Below are 15,722 nucleotides of genomic sequence, written 5' to 3'. Positions count from 1 at the left end.
CTTACCGCTTCAGCTCGTGCGACAGTTCGGCCAGCTCCTGGCCGCCCGCCATCTCGGTGGTGAGCTCCTCGAGGGTCACCTCCGCACGCTTCTTGTCCAGCACCCGGCGGCCGAGCTTCAGGATGATGAAGTGATCACCCACCATGAAGGCGTGGTGCGGGTTGTGGGTGATGAACACGACGCCCAGGCCCGCGTCACGGGCGGCGGCGGTGTACTTGAGCACCACGCCGGACTGCTTGACGCCCAGGGCCGCCGTCGGTTCGTCGAGGATCAGCACCCGGGCGCCGAAGTACACCGCGCGCGCGATCGCCACGCACTGGCGCTGACCGCCCGACAGCGTGCCGATCGGCTGGTTGATGTCCTTGACGTGGATGCCCATCTTCTTGAGCTCGGTGTCGGCGATCTCCCGCATCGCCTTGATGTCGAGCGGGGCGAGCGGGTAGTTGCCCTTGCGGATCTCCGAACCGAGGAAGAAGTTGCGCCAGACCTCCATCAGCGACACCACGGCGAGGTCCTGGTACACGGTTGCGATGCCGAGGTCGAGCGACTCCCGTGGCGAACCGAAGTGGACCTCGGTGCCGTCGACGCGCAGCGTGCCCTCCGTGTGCGGGTGCAACCCGGAGATGATCTTGATCAGGGTCGACTTGCCGGCGCCGTTGTCGCCCAGCACGCACGCCACCTCACCGGCGTTGACCCGCAGGTTGATGCCCTCCAGCGCGCGGATGGCGCCGTAGGCCTTGCCGACGCCTTCCATCTCGACGAGCGGTTCGCCCCGGTGCAACTGCGGATCGGCGTGCTCCATGATCGTGTCGGTCATGGTGATCACCTCCTCCGGCTCGAGTAGTTCTTCACGTAGAGGTTCACCAGCACCGCGAGCAGGAGCATCGCGCCGAGGAAGGTGAAGAACCAGTTCGGGTCGAAGCCGGCGAAGACGATGCCCTGCGTGGTCATCCCGAAGATGAACGCACCGATCGCCGCACCGATGACCGAGCCGTAGCCACCGGTGAGCAGACAGCCACCGACCACCGCCGCGATGATGTAGATGAACTCGTTGCCGACGCCGAGGCCGGACTGCACGCTGCTGAAGTTGAACAGCAGGTGCATCCCCAGGAACCAGCCCAGGAACGCCACGGTCATGAACAGACCGATCTTGACCTTCGGCACGGGCACGCCGACCGCGCGGGCGCTGGCCGCGTTGCCACCGGAAGCGAAGATCCAGTTGCCGATCCGGGTGCGGAGCAGGACCCAGGTGCCGATGGCCACGAACAGCAGCCACCACAGCACCGTCACCTTCACGGTCATGAAGCCGAGGTTGAGATCGGAGGCGAAGATCGCCTTCGCCGTGCTGAAACCGTCCAGCCTGGAGGCGTTGTCCGACGCCACCGTGCCGGTCAGGGCCTTTGTGACACCCAGGTTGATCCCGCGGAGCATGAAGAACGTGCTCAGCGTGATGAGGAAGCTGGGGATCCCGGTGCGCACCACCAGGTAGCCGTTGATGAAACCGATGAGCAGCGCGACGCCCAGGCTGATGACGACGCCGGCCCACACGTTCAGGGACAACTGGTAGGACACCAGGGCCGCCGCGAGCGCCGAGGTGACCACGGAGACGCCGGCCGACAGGTCGAACTCGCCGCCGATCATGAGCAGGGCCACGCCGACCGCGACGATCCCGATCGTCGAACTGGCGTAGAGCACCGTCGACAGCGCCGCGGTATCCCGGAACGGCGGCGCGACGGCGAAGAAGAAGATGAAGATCGCGATGGCCGCGGCGACGGCGCCGATCTCCGGCCGCGCAAGCAGCCGCGAGAACAGCGACCGAGGGGGACGTACCGGTTCTTCGGTGATGGGCGACGGCTGCGTCGCCACGGGTGAACTCATGGGGTGCTCCCGGGGTGGGCGGTGGGCCGGGGGAGCCGATCGGTGTCGGCTCCCCCGGGGCCGGGCTACCGCTTGTTGTTCTGGGTGTACTTGGCGATCTGGTCGATGTTGGTCTTGTCGACGAAGGACGGTCCGGTCAGAACCGGCCTGCCGCCGCCCAGGTCGTTGCCGTTGGTCAGGTTCAGCCACAGCGCGGTGACGGCCATGTAGCCCTGGACGTAGGGCTGTTGGTCGATCGAGAACTCGATCTGGCCGTTCTTGATCGCCTGCGCGGCGTCGGCGTTGAGGTCGAAGGTGGCGATCTTGGCCTTGCTGTTCACGGCCTGCTCGGCCTGCAGCGCGGCCATCGCGATCGGCGCGCCGAGGGTGACGATGTGGGTGATCGACGGGTCCTGCTGCAGCTTGGAGCCGATCGTCTGCTGCACCGACGGCAGGTCGGCGCCGTTGACCTGGAGGTTCTCGGTGTTCGGGTTGGCCTTCTTCACGCCGGCGCACCGGGTCTCCAGCGCCACCGAACCCTGGGCCTGGATGACGCAGACGGTCTTCCCGCCGCCGCCTTCCTGCGCGATCCGCTGACCGGCGGCCTGACCGGCGAGATCCTCGTCGGAGCCGAAGTACATCTTGCCGCCGTACTGCTTGTACTGGTCGAAGCCCTGGTTGAACACCACGACCGGGATGCCCGCGGCCGCGGCCCGCTGGACCGCCGGGCCGACCGCCGCCGGGTCGGACAGCGTGACGGCGAGGCCGTTGACCTTGCTGTCGATGGCGTTCTGGACCAGTGTCGCCTGCTCGGGCGAGTTCTCGTTGTTGGAGTACTTCAGATCGATGTTGAGCTGTGCCGCCGCGTCCTGTGCGCCGGCCCGGATCTTGTCCCAGAAGGTGTCACCGGCCTGCTCGTGGGTGACCATCGCGATCGTGTATCTCGTGCTGGTGGCGCCGCCGGCCTGGCTGGACTGAGCCTTGCCGCCCCCGCTGCTGCAGGCCGCCAGCACCGTCGCGAGGATGGCTGCGACGGCCAGCCCGCGCACCGACTTCCGGGTACTCCTCATCGAGTGATCCTTTCTGTGGGCAGCCGACCGGGCGGAGGGCTGCGCGAGGGGGTTGTCGGGGATCTCAGGCGCGGCGCGAGACCGGGCGGAGTCCGCAACTGCCGAGGTACTGGGCCGTGCGCGTCGCGATGGGCAGCGGCACGTCCTTGTCGCAGGGGTAGAGGTCCTGCTCGACGATCGCGAACAGATCCACGTCGAGGCCGCCGAGGACGTCGAGCAGCGGTTGCATCTCGGGGACACCGTTCGGCGGTTCCACCATCACACCGAGCCGGACCGCCGGGGCGAAACCGAGCTGCTGCTCGCGCACGCGCTGGACCACCGCCGGATCGACCTGCTTGAGGTGCACGTAGCCGATGCGCTCGGGGAAGGTCCGGATGATGGCGATGTTGTCGCCGTCGTAGTAGGAGATGTGCCCGGTGTCCAGGCACAGCTGCACGTGGTCGGGGTCGGTGTCGGCGAGGAACCGCTCGACCTGCGGCTGGGTGCCGACGTGGCTGTCGGCATGCGGGTGGAACACCAGCTCCACGTCGGACTCGTCGTGCAGGGTGCGGGCCAGCGTCGACATGCCGGTGGTCAGGTCTCGCCACTGATCCGGGCTGAGGTCGACGGGCTGGTTCAGCGAACCGTCCAGTTCGGAGTAGATCTCCGGGAGCAACACGAGGTGCCTCGCGCCGAGCGCGGTCAGCAGCCTCGCCTCCTGCCGGCAGTCCTCGACGGCCCGAGCCAGCGCGTCGGCGCCGCGGTGCAGGCCGGCGAACACCGCGCCGCCGGACAGCCGCAGGCCGCGGCGGCCCAGCTCGTCGCGCAGCCGCTCGGGGTCGGTCGGCAGGTAGCCGTACGGACCCAGCTCGATCCAGGAGTAGCCGGCCTCGGCGGCCTCGTCGAGGAAACGGTCCCACGGGACCTGGTTCGGGTCGTCCGGGAACCAGACGCCCCACGAGTCGGGGGCGGTGCCCAGGCGGAGGCGGGAGAGATCGGTCATCGGTGACCTTCAGTTCGCCGTAGGGAAGTGGTAGGTGGCACCGCTGGCGGCCTCGACGTGCGGCCACCGCGAGGTGACGACCTTGGCGCGGGTGTAGAACGAGACACCCTCGGGACCGTGGATGTGCTTGTCCCCGAACAGGGAGTCCTTCCAGCCGCCGAACGAGTAGTAGGCCATCGGCACCGGGATCGGGACGTTGATGCCGATCATCCCGACGTTCACCCCGCGCTGGAACCGCCGCGCCGCCTCACCGCTGGAGGTGAAGACGGCGGTGCCGTTGCCGTACGGATTGGAGTTGATCAGTGCGATGGCGTCGTCCACCGAGTCGGCGCGCACCACCGAGAGCACCGGTCCGAAGATCTCCTCGCGGTAGACGTCCATCTCGGTCGTGACGTCGTCGATCACCGTGGGGCCGACGAAGAAGCCGTTCTCGTGGCCCGGGACCGACAGGCCGCGCCCGTCGACGGTGAGCCGCGCACCCTGCTGCTCACCGGTGCCGATGAGGCCCACGATGCGGTCGCGGGCGGCGCGGGTGACGACCGGACCCATCTCGCTGTCCGGGTCGCGGCCGGGGCCGACCTTGACCGCGCGGGCCTTGTCGCTCACGGCCGCGACGAGCTCGTCGGCGGCGGAGCCGACGGCGACGGCCGCGGAGATCGCCATGCAGCGCTCTCCCGCCGACCCGAAGGCTGCGGCGACCAGGTGGTCCGAGGCGTAGTCGATCGGCGCGTCCGGGAGGACGATCGCGTGGTTCTTCGCCCCGCCGAGGGCCTGCACGCGCTTGCCGTTGGCCGTGCCGCGCCGGTGGATGTACTTCGCGATCGGTGTCGACCCCACGAACGACACCGCCGCGACTCCCGGGTGGTCGAGCAGCGCGTCGACGGCCTCCTTGTCGCCCTGCACGACGTTGAACACGCCCTCGGGCAGCCCGGCCTCGGCCCAGAGCTCGGCGACCAGCAGCGACGCGCTCGGGTCGCGCTCGCTCGGCTTGAGCACGAACGTGTTGCCGCACGCGATCGCAACCGGGTGCATCCACATCGGCACCATGATCGGGAAGTTGAACGGGGTGATCCCGGCGCAGACGCCCAGCGGCTGGCGGAAGGAGAACACGTCCACCCCGGTCGAGACCTGGTCGGAGTACCCGCCCTTGAGCAGGGTCGGGATGCCGCAGGCGAACTCCACGACCTCGAGCCCACGCTGGACCTCGCCGCGGGCGTCGGAGACGACCTTGCCGTGCTCGTCGGCGATGACCTCCGCCAGCTCCTGGGTGCGGGCGTTCACCAGCTCGCGGAAGGCGAAGAGGATCTTCGACCGCTGGCTCAGCGACGATTGCGACCACCGCTCGAACGCCGCCTGCGCGGTCCGGACCGCCGCGTCGAGGTCCTCCGCGCCCGCGAGCACCACCTCGGCCTGCTGCTCGCCCGTGGCCGGGTTCCACACCGGACCGGTGCGGGTGGACGACCCGGACACCGGCTTGCCGCCGATCCAGTGCGTGATGGTCCTCAACGCGATCCCTCCTGGGAGATTGGCGTGATCAGGGGCCGTTGGTCGGCCTTGTGCGCCTCGTAGGTCTTGCGGGCCTGCTGGGTGCTCGTCAGCTGGGCCACCTCGGAGACCGGCACGTCCCACCAGCTCTCCGGGGAGGGCACGGGCGCGAGCGGGTCGGTCTCGATGTGGATCGCGGTGGTGCGCGTGGCGGCGCGGGCCTGCGCGACGGCGGCCCGGAACTCCTCGATGCTCGTCACCCGGATCACGTCGGCGCCGAGGCTCTCGGCGTTGGCGGCGAGGTCGATCGGGAGCTTCGCGCCGTCGAGCAGGCCGGTCCCGGCGTCGCGGTAGCGGTAGCTCGTGCCGAAACGCTGGGAGCCCAGCGATTCGGACAGCGCGCCGATCGAGGCGAACCCGTGGTTCTGCACGATGACGAGGTTGAGCTTGATCCCCTCCGACACCGCGGTGACGATCTCCGACGCCATCATCAGGTAGGAGCCGTCGCCGACCAGCGCGAACACCTCGCGGTCCGGGGCGGCCATCTTGACCCCCAGTGCGCCGGCGACCTCGTAGCCCATGCACGAGTAGGCGTACTCGACGTGGTACTGCTTCGGGTCCTGCGCGCGCCACAGCATCTGCAGGTCACCGGGCATCGAGCCGGCCGCCTGCACCACCACGGCGTCGGGACCGATCGTCTCGTTGAGCGCGCCGAGCACCTCGGTCTGCGCCGGCCGCGGCTGGTGTCCGAGGTGACAGGCCTCGGCGACGACCCGGTCCCACCGCTCGCGGTGCGCGCTCCACGTGTTCTGCACGCGGTAGCCGTCCAGCGCCTCGGTCAGCGCCTCCAGCCCGCTCCTGGCGTCGGCCACGAGCATCTCGCCGGCGTGCTTGGCCGCGTCGAAGGAGGCGACGTTGAGGTTGACGAACCGCACGTCCGGGTTCTGGAACGCACTCCGGGAGGCGGTGGTGAAGTCGCTGTAGCGGGTGCCGACACCGAGCACCACGTCGGCTTCCCGGGCCAGCGCGTTGGCCACCGGGGAGCCGGTCGAGCCGACCCCGCCGACGGCGAGCGGGTGCTCCCAGAGGATCGCGCCCTTGCCGGCCTGGGTGTCGGCCACCGGGATGCCGGTGGCCTCGGCGAAGCGGCGCAGCGCCGCGGTGGCCTCGCTGTAGTGCACCCCGCCGCCGGCCACGAGCAGCGGCCGCCGCGCCGAGCGCAGGGTCGCCACCGCGCGGGCCAGCGCGGCCGGCTCCGGCACCGGGCGCGGGATGTGCCAGACGCGCTTCGCGAACAGCTCGTCGGGCCAGTCGTGCGCCTCGGCCTGCACGTCCTGCGGCAACGCCAGGGTGACCGCGCCGGTCTCGGCCGGGTCGGTGAGCACCCGCAACGCCCCCAGCAACGCGGCCGGGAGCTGCTCGGGGCGCCAGACCCGGTCGAAGAACCGCGACAACGGGCGGAATGCATCGTTGACCGACACGTCGTAGCCGTCGGGCCGCTCCAACTCCTGCAGCACCGGGCTCGCGACCCGGGTGGCGAAGACGTCGCTGGGCAGCAGCAGCACCGGGATCCGGTTCGTGGTCGCCAGCGCGGCCCCGGTCAGCATGTTCGTCGAGCCCGGGCCGATCGAGGCGGTGCAGGCCAGCGCTTGCAGGCGGTTGCGCATCCGGGCGTAGCCCACTGCGGCGTGCACCATGCCCTGCTCGTTGCGGGCCAGGTAGTAGGGCAGATCCGCCGACCCCACGGCGTGCGCCTCCAGCAACGCCTGCCCCACCCCGGCCACGTTGCCGTGACCGAAGATCCCGAAGCAGCCGGGGATCAACCGCTGCTGCACGCCGTCGCGCTCGCTGTACTGGTTCGCCAGGAACCGGACCAGCGCCTGGGCGACGGTGAGACGGACGGTACTCACTGCTGCTCCTCGGTGATGGTGAGCGGGAGGCGGGAGTCGACGGGTTGGCCCTCCCAGGTGCCGCGGACCCAGGAGTGCGCCGGGTCGTCGCAGATCAGCCAGGCCCGCTCCGGACTCGGACCGGCCATGACGTTGAGGTAGTAGAGGTCGTAGCCCGGGGCGGCCATCGACGGGCCGTGCCAGCCGTGCGGGATGAGTACGGTGTCACCGGAGCCGACCTCGGCGCAGATGTCGATCTCCCGGCCGGGCCCGGAGGTGTAGACGCGCTGGTATCCGACGCCCGGGCCGGCCGGCCCGTCCGCGACCTCGAAGTAGTAGAGCTCCTCGAGCTGCGCCTCGCCGTCGCGCTGCTCGTCGTGCTTGTGCGGCGGGAACGACGACCAGTTGCCGGCCGGGGTGAGCACCTCGACGGCGATGAGCTTGTCGGCCTCGAACGCCTCCGGGGTGCAGAAGTTGTTCACCTGCCGGCTGGCCTGCCCGGCCCCGCGCAGCTCGACCTGGACGTTCTCGGCAGGGCCGTAGCGGGCGGGCAACCGGCGGGTGGCCCGCGCGCCGGGCAGGGCGAACCGGCCGCCGGCCTCGGACGAGACCGTGACCTCGGCGTCACGGGGCACGTAGACGAAGTCGCTGACACGGCTGAAGACGTTGCGCCGCCCGGCGAGCTCGAAGCGCTCGTCGTCGCAGATCACCGTGCAGGACCCGGACAGCGGGAGGACGACCATCTCGTCCTCGCCGGTCCCGAACGACACGCCGCCCCCGGCCGGTAGCTCCAGGACCCGCAGGCTGCTGTAACCCCAGCCGGCCTGCTCGGGGGCGATGACGAGTGAGAACGTGCCGTCGGCGGTCTCGCCGCGGCGGACGACGGGGGGGAGCCGGGTGGGGGAGTGCCGGCCGGTCACAGCAGGCTCACCGCTGCGTCGACGGCCGCCGCGACGTCGTCGCCCGGCGGGTAGAGCAGCGAGCGGCCGATGACCAGCCCCTGCACGGTGGGCAGCGTCAGCGCCTTGGCCCAGCTCGCGAACGCGGCGTCCTGGTCGTCGGTGACCTCGCCGCCGAGGATGAGGGCCGGCAGGGTCGTGGCCGCCATGACTCGTTCCATGTCGTCCACCATCGGGACCTTCAGCCAGGTGTAGGCCGACGTCGATCCGAGCCCCGCGGCCACGGACATCGCCCGGGTCATCGCCTCACCGGTCAGCTCGTTGCGGACCCGGCCGTCGAGGCGGTGCGAGATGAAGGGCTCGATCATCGCCATCAGGCGGTGCCGGGCGAGGTCGCTGACCGCCCGCCCGCAGGCCTCGAGGGTGGCCACGGTGCCGGCATCGTCCGGGTCGATGCGGGTGAGCATCTTGCCCCCGTCGAAGCCGGCGGCGGCGATGCTCGCCGCGTCGTAGGCGGTGAACCGGTCGTCGATCTCGAAGGAGGTTCCGGCCAGGCCACCGCGGTTCATCGAGCCCACCACGACCTTGCTGTCCAGGGCCCCGAGCAGCAGCAGGTCCTCGAGGACGTCGGGGGTGCCGAGCACCCCGTTGACCCCGGGGCGGGACAGCGCCAGGCACAGCCGATCCAGCAGGTCGACCCGGTCACCCATCGCCATCGGCCGATCACCGGCCCGTAGCGCCCCCCGCGCCGGGTGATCCGCTGCGATCATCATCAGCCTGCCGTGCTCGCCGAGGAGCGAGTCGGGCCGCCGGCGGCGGCTCGCGGCCTCCGCGATCGCAGCGGGCCGCTGGACGCGCGTCTCGATGAGCTCGCGGAGCTGGTCCTCACGCACGGACGGCCTCCTCGATCTTGGCCTCGACCTCGGCTGCGGTCGGCATGGCGTCGGCACACGCGAGGCGTGATGCGACGATGGCACCGGCGGCGTTGCAGAACCGCATGGATCGCTCCAGTTCCCACCGTGCGAGAAGGGCGTGGCAGAGCGCGCCGCCGAAGGCGTCGCCCGCGCCCAGTCCGTTGAGGACGTCGACGGGCACCGGAGGGACCTCGACCTCGGCCCGGCCGTCGGAGGCCAGGACACCGGCCGGTCCCTGCTTGACCACCGCCAGCTCCACGCCGGCCTCGTGCAGGGCCCGCGCGGCCGTGCGCGGTTCGCGCACCCCGACCGCCGTGTCGCACTCGTCGAGGTTGCCGACCGCGACGGTGACGTGCGGCAACGCCTCCTGGACCCAGCGGCGCGCCGTCTCGCGAGAGGGCCAGAACATGGGGCGGTAGTCCAGGTCGAGGACCGTCGTACCGCGGCGGCCACGGGTGCGCAGGGCGTGCAGGGTCGCCTCCCGGCTGGGCTCCTGGCACAGGCCCGTGACCGTCACCCAGAGGATGCCGGCGTCGCGGACGGCGTCGAGGTCCAGCTCGTCGGCGTGGATCTCCAGGTCGGGGGCCTTCGGGAAACGGTAGAAGTACAGCGGGAAGTCGTCGGGCGGGAAGATCTCGCAGAAGGTCACCGGCGTGGGCAGGGACGGCACGGCCGACACGTACCGGTCGTCGACGCCGAACCCCCGAAGGGCGTCGTGCACGAACTCCCCGAACGGATCCGCACCGGTCCGGGAGATGATCGCGCTGCGCCGGCCGTAGCGGGCGGCCGCCACCGCGACGTTCGCCGGGCTGCCCCCGAGGTACTTGCCGAACGTCTCGACCTCGCGCAGCGACACCCCCACCTGCAACGGGTAGATGTCGACGCCCATCCGGCCCATGGTCAGCACCTCGGGGGCGCTCGCACCGGCGCTCATCGGTGGGGCCCTGGGTAGAGCATGTACAGCGCCATCGCTGTCCTCTCGTTCGCTCCCGCACATCGGCGCCGGGGACCCGGCGAGGCGGCCCCGCGTCCAGCTGGAAGCAGGTGTCGGTGCTGGGCGACTTCGGCCGCCGTGACGTCGGCCACCGCGTCAAGGTGTACGCTCGTTACAGCAGTACGTCAATACTTTGTCCTGACATAAGATGTCAGGACATACGAGGGGTTGCAGTGGTGAACGGATCAATCGGCGGCGGACTGGTTCCTGACGTGGCGCTCGACCGGTCCAGCCCGGTCCCGCTCTACTTCCAGGTGGCCACCCGGTTGCAGCAGCAGATCGAGAGCGGCGAGATGCCGGTGGGTGGCCGGCTGGAGAACGAGGTCGAACTGGCCGACCGCCTCGGCGTGTCGCGGCCGACGATGCGGCGCGCGATCGCCTACCTCGTCGAGCGGGGGATGCTCGTGCGCAAGCGCGGTGTCGGTACCCAGATCGTGCATCCGAAGGTCCGGCGCCCCGTCGAGCTGACCAGCCTCTACGACGACCTCGTCAAGACCGGTCAGCAGCCGCGCACGGTCATCCGCTCCCTGGAGATCAAGCCGGCACCCGATGCGATCGCGGAGGCGCTGGGCGTGCCGTTCGGAACCGAGGTCACCTGGGTCGAGCGGCTGCGGTACGCAGGTGACGAACCGCTCGCCCTCATGCACAACGCGGTACCGCTCGATGTCCTGCCGCTGCGCCGCGCCGACCTCGAGGAGAGAGGGCTCTACGAGTTGCTGCGGGCGGCCGGGCACGTCCCGCGCATGGCGAACCAGGTGGTGGGCGCCAGGGCGGCGACCGCCGCCGAGGCGCGGGTGCTGGGCGACTCCCGCGGCGCCCCGATGCTGACCATGGCCCGCACGGCGTGGGACGAGCAGGGACGGGCCGTCGAGTACGGCTCGCACCTCTACCGTGCCAGCCGGTACTCCTTCGAGCTCACGCTGACCAGCTAGGACCGCGTCCGGCCCCGTGCGGGAGCGGAGCGGATCAGAGGCCGCTCGCGGCGCTGTGCAGGTTCTTCGCGGCCAGGGCGAGTCCCTCGGTCCGGGAGTAGGCGGCGTCCTCGTGCTCGATGTTGACGGCCATGTCCGGGTCGATCTCGGCGAGGGCGCGCAGGAACTCGGTCCAGTAGGAGAGGTCGTGTCCGACGCCGACGGCCACGAACCTCCAGGCGGGGTTCTCCGGCCAGGCGTTGCACCAGAACCCGTAGCCCGTGGGCACCTTGCCGGGGGCGTCGGCGGGCACCCGGGTGAACGAGGTGTCCAGCACTCCCCGGATGTCGGCGCCGGGGCAGAGCATCGCGTCCTTGGCGGCGGCGTGGAACACCAGCGGGCCCAGCCACCTGACGGAGGCCACGACGTCCATGCCCTGCCACATCAGGTGCGACGGGTCCATCTCCGCGCCGACATTCGTCGCGCCGGTCTCGTCGACGAGGCGCTTGAGGGTGACGGGGGAGAACACCACGTTGTGCGGGTGCATCTCGATGGCGACCCGGACGTCGTTCTCCCGGGCCAGGGCGTCGATCTCGGTCCAGAACTCGACGGCCACACCCCACTGGTGGTCCAGGACGTCCATGTAGACGCCGTCCCAGGGGTTCACGACCCAGGAGGGGTACTTCGCGTCGGGGTCGGAGCCGGGGGTGCCGGACATCGTCACGACGTGCTTCACACCGAGCAGGCCCGCGAGCCCGATGGTGCGGCGCAGGTCGTCGGCGTGCTTCGGTCCGACGCCCGGCAGCGGGTTGAGCGGGTTGCCGTTGCAGTTGAGGCCGGTCAGCTCCATCCCGCGGTCGGCGAAGGTCGCGAGGTACTCCGCGCGGGCGGTGGCCGAGGACAGCAGCAGGTCCACGGGGCAGTGCGGGGCGGGGAGGAACCCGCCGGTGTTGACCTCGACGGAGGTCAGGCCGTTGGCCGCCACCACGTCGAGGGCCTCGGTGAGGGGCAGGTCGTGCAGGCAGGCGGTGTAGGCGCCGAGCTTGAGGGGCATGATCAGCTGCTTTCCGGTCGGTGAGGGTGCTCAGGCGGCGGGGACGGGCGGGACCTCGACGGTGGCGCCGCCGTTGCGGGAGGACTCCACGACGGCCTGGATGACCTCCATGGTCCGCAGGGCGTCGGCGAAGGTGGCGCATGCGGGGAGCGGATCGGCGACGCCCGCGACCTGGTCGAGGAAGGCCCGGGCCTGGTAGACGAACATCTCGGCGTTGCCGCCGCCGACCCCCGGTGCCTCCATCGGGTAGCCGCCCGCGAAGTAGGGCATCTGCGGGCCGGCGATGACCTGCCGGGCGCCCCGGGTGCGGGCGTCGGGCTGGCTGTCGTCGAAGAGGTACTCGGCGGGCCGGTGCTGGTCGAACGCGGCCCGTCCGCGCAGCCCCAGGACGTCGAAGGCGAGCCCGTTGGGCAGGCCGAAGGCGGTGCGGGACACGGAGAACGTGCCCATCAGGCCGGAGGAGAAGCAGGCGGTGAAGGAGGCGGTGTCCTCGTTCTCGACCTTGCCGAGCTCGTCGGAGACCGGGGCGGCGTTGTGCCCGACGACCGCGCCGAGGGGCAGCGGCCGCTTGCCGATCTGTGTCGAGAGCGACGCGCCGGAGACCGCGACGACGGGCCCGGCGATGAACTCCGCGGTGTCGATCACGTGGGCGCCGATGTCGCCGAGCGCGCCGGAGCCGGCGCCACCGGAGAACCGCCAGCTCAGCGGGCCGTTCGGGTCGGTCGCGTAGTCGCACCAGTAGCGGCCGCTGAACAGCGTGAGATCGCCCAGCTCGCCGCCCTGGACATGGTCGCGGATCGCGGCGATGGCGGGGGAGCGGCGGAAGGTGTACCCGACGGCGGTCACGACGTCCGCGGAGCGCTCGAGGTCGGCCATCGCGCGGGCGTCGGTGATCGAGCCGGCCAGCGGCTTCTCGCACAGCACGTGCTTGCCCGCGGCGACCAGCGCCTCCGCGATCGGCCGGTGCAGGGAGTTGCCGACGACGATGCTGACGGCGTCGATCGTCGGGTCCTCGGCGACGGCCTCCCAGCTCGGGAGCGCCTTCTCGTACCCGTAGCGGCGAGCGGCGTCCGCGCCGAGCTCGGCGTTCGCGTCGGCGATCGCGGCCAGGCGGACGGGCGGCAGGCCGGCGCCGAAGACGGTGTTCACGTTGCGGTAGCCGGCGGCGTGGCTGCGGCCGGCCATGCCGGCCCCGATCACCGCGACGGAGACGGGCTTGCCGGAGTCGGGCTGGGTCGACATGGGCTGCCTTTCGGATGCAGGACGCCGCGGACCGGTCTCGGGTCTCCGGGATGGGTGCGCAGGTGGACAAACGCCGGCGGGGCACCCGGAACGTTCCAGTCGAAATGGCTGAGAACAGCTCAGAAATATTACCGGAACGTTCCGGTACGTCCGCTGAGAAGGTAGCCAGGCGTGGGTTAGCATGTCAAGACAAAGTCGGGGCCGGATCGGTCCGGGACGCGCGAGGAGTGCAGGTGGCGGCGAGGGCCGGGCGGGTCACGATCGTGGACGTCGCGCGGGCCGCGGGCACATCCGTCTCCTCCGCGTCGGTGGCCCTGCGCGGCGAGCCCGGTGTGTCGGAGGAGACCCGCCGCCGGATTCTGCGGACGGCCGACCGGCTCGGCTACCGGCCGGACCAGCGCGCGCGGATGCTGCGCGAGCAGAACTCACGACTGCTCGGTGTCACGTTCACCGTCTCCCAGGCCTTCCACGCCGAGGTGGTCGAGCACCTGTACCGGGCCGTCGCCGACACCGGCTACGACCTCGTGCTCAGCGCGACCACCCGGACGCGCACCGAACTCCAGGCCGTCGAGAGCCTGCTGCAGGAGCGCTGCGCCGCGCTGGTCCTGGTCAGTCCGGACATCGGCAACCACGATCTCGCCGCGCTCAGCAGGCGGGTCCCGGCGGTGACGGTCGGCTCGGAGTTGCACGCCGAGTCGGTGGACTCGGTGCGCGCCGACGACCGGCGCGGGGTCGGGGCGGCGGTCGAGCACCTGGTCGCTGCGGGGCATCGCGACATCCACTACGTCGACGGCGGCCGGGCGGTGATGAGCCGCACCCGGCGCGAGGGCTACCTGGACGCCATGTCCGCGCACGGTCTCGCCGACCGGGCCCGTGTCCTCGGGGGGCACGCCGACGAGGAGTCCGGGGTCGCGGCGGCCATGGAGTTGCTGGCCGCGGCCCGCCCGCCGACGGCTGTGCTGACGCACAACGACATGACCGCGTTCGGGCTGCTGCTGACCCTGCGGGTGCGCGGCGTCGACGTTCCGGGCGAGATCTCCGTGGTGGGCTACGACGACACCCGGCTCGCGTCGCTGCGCAACGTCGAGCTGACCTCGGTCAGCCAGGACCCCGCCGCCCTCGCGGCCACCGCCGTCCGGCGCGCCGTCGCCCGTTGCGAGGGGCAGGAGGTGCCGGCGGGCGAGTTCGTCACACCGCCCCGGCTCGTCGTCCGCACGAGCTCGGGCCCACCGCGCAGGATCAGCCGGTGAGATCGACGGGGTGGGTCCGCCACGCCGGCAGCCGCGGCGAGCGGACGACCTCAGCCCGCGGCGATCAACGGCTTGCCCAGCTCGAGCCCCTTGCCGCCGAGCGCCAGGCTCAGCGAATTCGCGAACAGGTACACCCCGATGGCGGCGAAGGTGAACACCAGGTAGCCGGCGATGGCCAGTAGGCCGGAACTGGCGCCCTTGAGATATCCGGCGAGCGCGAGCGCCAGTGCCGCGTCGACGACCACCAGAAGTGCGGTGAACGCGAGCGGGAACCGCAGGGTCACCACCGTCAGCATGACGATCAACGCGAGCCAGCAGATCAGGAACAACACGACGGAGCGGTTGACGTCGCCCGTGGACGCCGTCGCCGAGGCGGCGTCGGCGGCGGGAACGATGCCCCACCAGCTGTGCAGGATGCCCACCGCCAGCAGCGAGTAGCTCAGCCAGAACCCCGCGAAGATGCCGAACACGCAGGCCACCGCGTTCTGGCCGAGGGCTGCGGCCCAGACGGCGGCGATCACCTGTCCGACCCATGTCGCGCAGATGATCACCGCGACGGCGCCGAAGTTGCCCGCCGGGACGAAGCCGATCAGCGTCAGGCCGAGCGCGATGGACCCGACGATGAACAGCGGTACACCGATCACGGTCGGATCCCCGGCCAGCGGGCCGACGGTCGGAGCCGTCACCTCCAGTTCGGCGGCCTCACCGCCGACACCGGCTCGAGTTGCGTTGACATCGCCCGTTGTTGCCATCCCACTCCTCCTTACCCGAGACCTGAATGTGCGGTGAGCCGCCGCCGGGTGACGCGTAACGAGGCCCTGGATCACGACGTGGCCGTTGCCGGCTCACCACAGAGGAAGCGCCCGAGCATGAACGGCGTCTACGTCACCGCGAGGAATCGCGTAGTTGTCCGGATGCCGGCGTCGGCACCGCCCGTACCGTGCAGGGCGGTGCCGTCACGATCTGCCGGCGGCGGGACCGACAGGGCGGGATCGTCGCGCGGGCAGCGCCCGGGACCCGACGTCCCGACGAGCCGGGAGCTCGATGGTGAGTCGCATCGGCGGCAGCCTCCTAGTCACGCCCCGACTAGGGACCTCAGCGGCCGTAGCCGCGGCGCGGGTGAGCCCCGATCACCTGGGCCTGCAGTATCTGCCGTCCGGCGAAAGCTTGTCCAG

14 protein-coding genes are annotated in these 15,722 nt (G+C 71.0%); 2 read left to right on the top strand and 12 right to left on the bottom strand.

Annotated elements, in window-relative coordinates; all coding sequences use genetic code 11:
• Position 1 precedes the first annotated feature (1 nt).
• The 9 genes from HF526_RS06425 to iolC all read right to left on the bottom strand — a co-directional run bounded on the left by HF526_RS06425 (position 2) and on the right by iolC (position 10,030).
• Positions 2-817 carry an ATP-binding cassette domain-containing protein gene (locus tag HF526_RS06425; protein ID WP_169380342.1) on the bottom strand — a complete coding sequence of 272 codons (816 nt, stop codon included), beginning with the start codon at positions 815-817 and terminating at the stop codon, positions 2-4.
• Between the two features lie 5 nt (positions 818-822).
• A complete protein-coding gene (locus HF526_RS06420) occupies positions 823-1,878 on the bottom strand; it encodes an ABC transporter permease (protein WP_169380341.1) in 1,056 nt (351 codons plus the stop codon).
• Between the two features lie 65 nt (positions 1,879-1,943).
• Entirely contained in the window at positions 1,944-2,927 is a 984-nt protein-coding gene (locus tag HF526_RS06415) for a substrate-binding domain-containing protein (RefSeq protein WP_169380340.1), read from the bottom strand.
• A gap of 64 nt (positions 2,928-2,991) precedes the next feature.
• A complete protein-coding gene (locus HF526_RS06410) occupies positions 2,992-3,909 on the bottom strand; it encodes a TIM barrel protein (RefSeq protein WP_169380339.1) in 918 nt (305 codons plus the stop codon).
• Between the two features lie 9 nt (positions 3,910-3,918).
• Positions 3,919-5,415: a CoA-acylating methylmalonate-semialdehyde dehydrogenase gene (locus HF526_RS06405; protein ID WP_169380338.1), complete on the bottom strand. Its 1,497-nt coding sequence runs from the start codon at positions 5,413-5,415 to the stop codon at positions 3,919-3,921.
• Positions 5,412-7,304 (bottom strand): 3D-(3,5/4)-trihydroxycyclohexane-1,2-dione acylhydrolase (decyclizing), encoded by a 1,893-nt coding sequence (gene iolD, locus HF526_RS06400; RefSeq protein WP_169380337.1) that lies wholly within the window; start codon positions 7,302-7,304, stop codon positions 5,412-5,414. The genes HF526_RS06405 and iolD overlap by 4 nt, the downstream gene beginning before the upstream one ends.
• The gene (iolB, locus tag HF526_RS06395; RefSeq protein ID WP_338051333.1) at positions 7,301-8,203 is read right to left on the bottom strand and encodes a 5-deoxy-glucuronate isomerase; all 903 of its coding nucleotides are present in this window, start codon (positions 8,201-8,203) and stop codon (positions 7,301-7,303) included. Before iolB ends, iolD begins: the two co-directional genes overlap by 4 nt.
• Positions 8,200-9,075, bottom strand: coding sequence for a Cgl0159 family (beta/alpha)8-fold protein (locus HF526_RS06390; RefSeq protein ID WP_169380336.1), 876 nt, complete (start codon positions 9,073-9,075; stop codon positions 8,200-8,202). Before HF526_RS06390 ends, iolB begins: the two co-directional genes overlap by 4 nt.
• The gene (iolC, locus tag HF526_RS06385; protein ID WP_169380335.1) at positions 9,068-10,030 is read right to left on the bottom strand and encodes a 5-dehydro-2-deoxygluconokinase; all 963 of its coding nucleotides are present in this window, start codon (positions 10,028-10,030) and stop codon (positions 9,068-9,070) included. Before iolC ends, HF526_RS06390 begins: the two co-directional genes overlap by 8 nt.
• 236 nt (positions 10,031-10,266) lie before the next feature.
• Here iolC and HF526_RS06380 point away from each other — a divergent pair, with 236 nt between their 5' ends.
• Complete coding sequence (locus HF526_RS06380; RefSeq protein WP_338051332.1) at positions 10,267-11,022, top strand: GntR family transcriptional regulator; 756 nt, start codon at positions 10,267-10,269, stop codon at positions 11,020-11,022.
• A gap of 34 nt (positions 11,023-11,056) precedes the next feature.
• Here the strand turns inward: HF526_RS06380 and HF526_RS06375 are convergent, their stop codons facing one another.
• Together HF526_RS06375 and HF526_RS06370 are read right to left on the bottom strand one after the other, a co-directional pair.
• Positions 11,057-12,055: a sugar phosphate isomerase/epimerase family protein gene (locus HF526_RS06375; RefSeq protein WP_169380334.1), complete on the bottom strand. Its 999-nt coding sequence runs from the start codon at positions 12,053-12,055 to the stop codon at positions 11,057-11,059.
• Positions 12,056-12,085: 30 nt separating this feature from the next.
• Positions 12,086-13,297: a Gfo/Idh/MocA family protein gene (locus tag HF526_RS06370; protein WP_169380333.1), complete on the bottom strand. Its 1,212-nt coding sequence runs from the start codon at positions 13,295-13,297 to the stop codon at positions 12,086-12,088.
• 233 nt (positions 13,298-13,530) lie between these two features.
• On the opposite strand from HF526_RS06370, the gene HF526_RS06365 reads away from it, so the two are divergent.
• Positions 13,531-14,547 carry a LacI family DNA-binding transcriptional regulator gene (locus HF526_RS06365; RefSeq protein ID WP_338051331.1) on the top strand — a complete coding sequence of 339 codons (1,017 nt, stop codon included), beginning with the start codon at positions 13,531-13,533 and terminating at the stop codon, positions 14,545-14,547.
• 50 nt (positions 14,548-14,597) lie between these two features.
• On the opposite strand, the gene HF526_RS06360 is transcribed toward HF526_RS06365, so the two are convergent.
• Entirely contained in the window at positions 14,598-15,299 is a 702-nt protein-coding gene (locus tag HF526_RS06360; protein WP_169380331.1) for a GPR1/FUN34/YaaH family transporter, read from the bottom strand.
• Positions 15,300-15,722 lie beyond the last annotated feature (423 nt).

Source organism: Pseudonocardia acidicola, from assembly GCF_012911935.1.
GTDB lineage: Bacteria > Actinomycetota > Actinomycetes > Mycobacteriales > Pseudonocardiaceae > Pseudonocardia > Pseudonocardia acidicola.
The sequence above is the reverse complement of the archived record's forward strand: the minus strand, read 5'-3'. Positions and strand labels throughout refer to the sequence as shown.

Coding starts and splice junctions, on each gene's coding strand:
- HF526_RS06425 (WP_169380342.1), bottom strand. CDS start 817: ATGACCGACACGATCATGGAGCACGCCGATCCGCAGTTGCACCGGGGC.
- HF526_RS06420 (WP_169380341.1), bottom strand. CDS start 1,878: ATGAGTTCACCCGTGGCGACGCAGCCGTCGCCCATCACCGAAGAACCG.
- HF526_RS06415 (WP_169380340.1), bottom strand. CDS start 2,927: ATGAGGAGTACCCGGAAGTCGGTGCGCGGGCTGGCCGTCGCAGCCATC.
- HF526_RS06410 (WP_169380339.1), bottom strand. CDS start 3,909: ATGACCGATCTCTCCCGCCTCCGCCTGGGCACCGCCCCCGACTCGTGG.
- iolC (WP_169380335.1), bottom strand. CDS start 10,030: ATGAGCGCCGGTGCGAGCGCCCCCGAGGTGCTGACCATGGGCCGGATG.
- HF526_RS06375 (WP_169380334.1), bottom strand. CDS start 12,055: ATGCCCCTCAAGCTCGGCGCCTACACCGCCTGCCTGCACGACCTGCCC.
- HF526_RS06370 (WP_169380333.1), bottom strand. CDS start 13,297: ATGTCGACCCAGCCCGACTCCGGCAAGCCCGTCTCCGTCGCGGTGATC.
- HF526_RS06360 (WP_169380331.1), bottom strand. CDS start 15,299: ATGGCAACAACGGGCGATGTCAACGCAACTCGAGCCGGTGTCGGCGGT.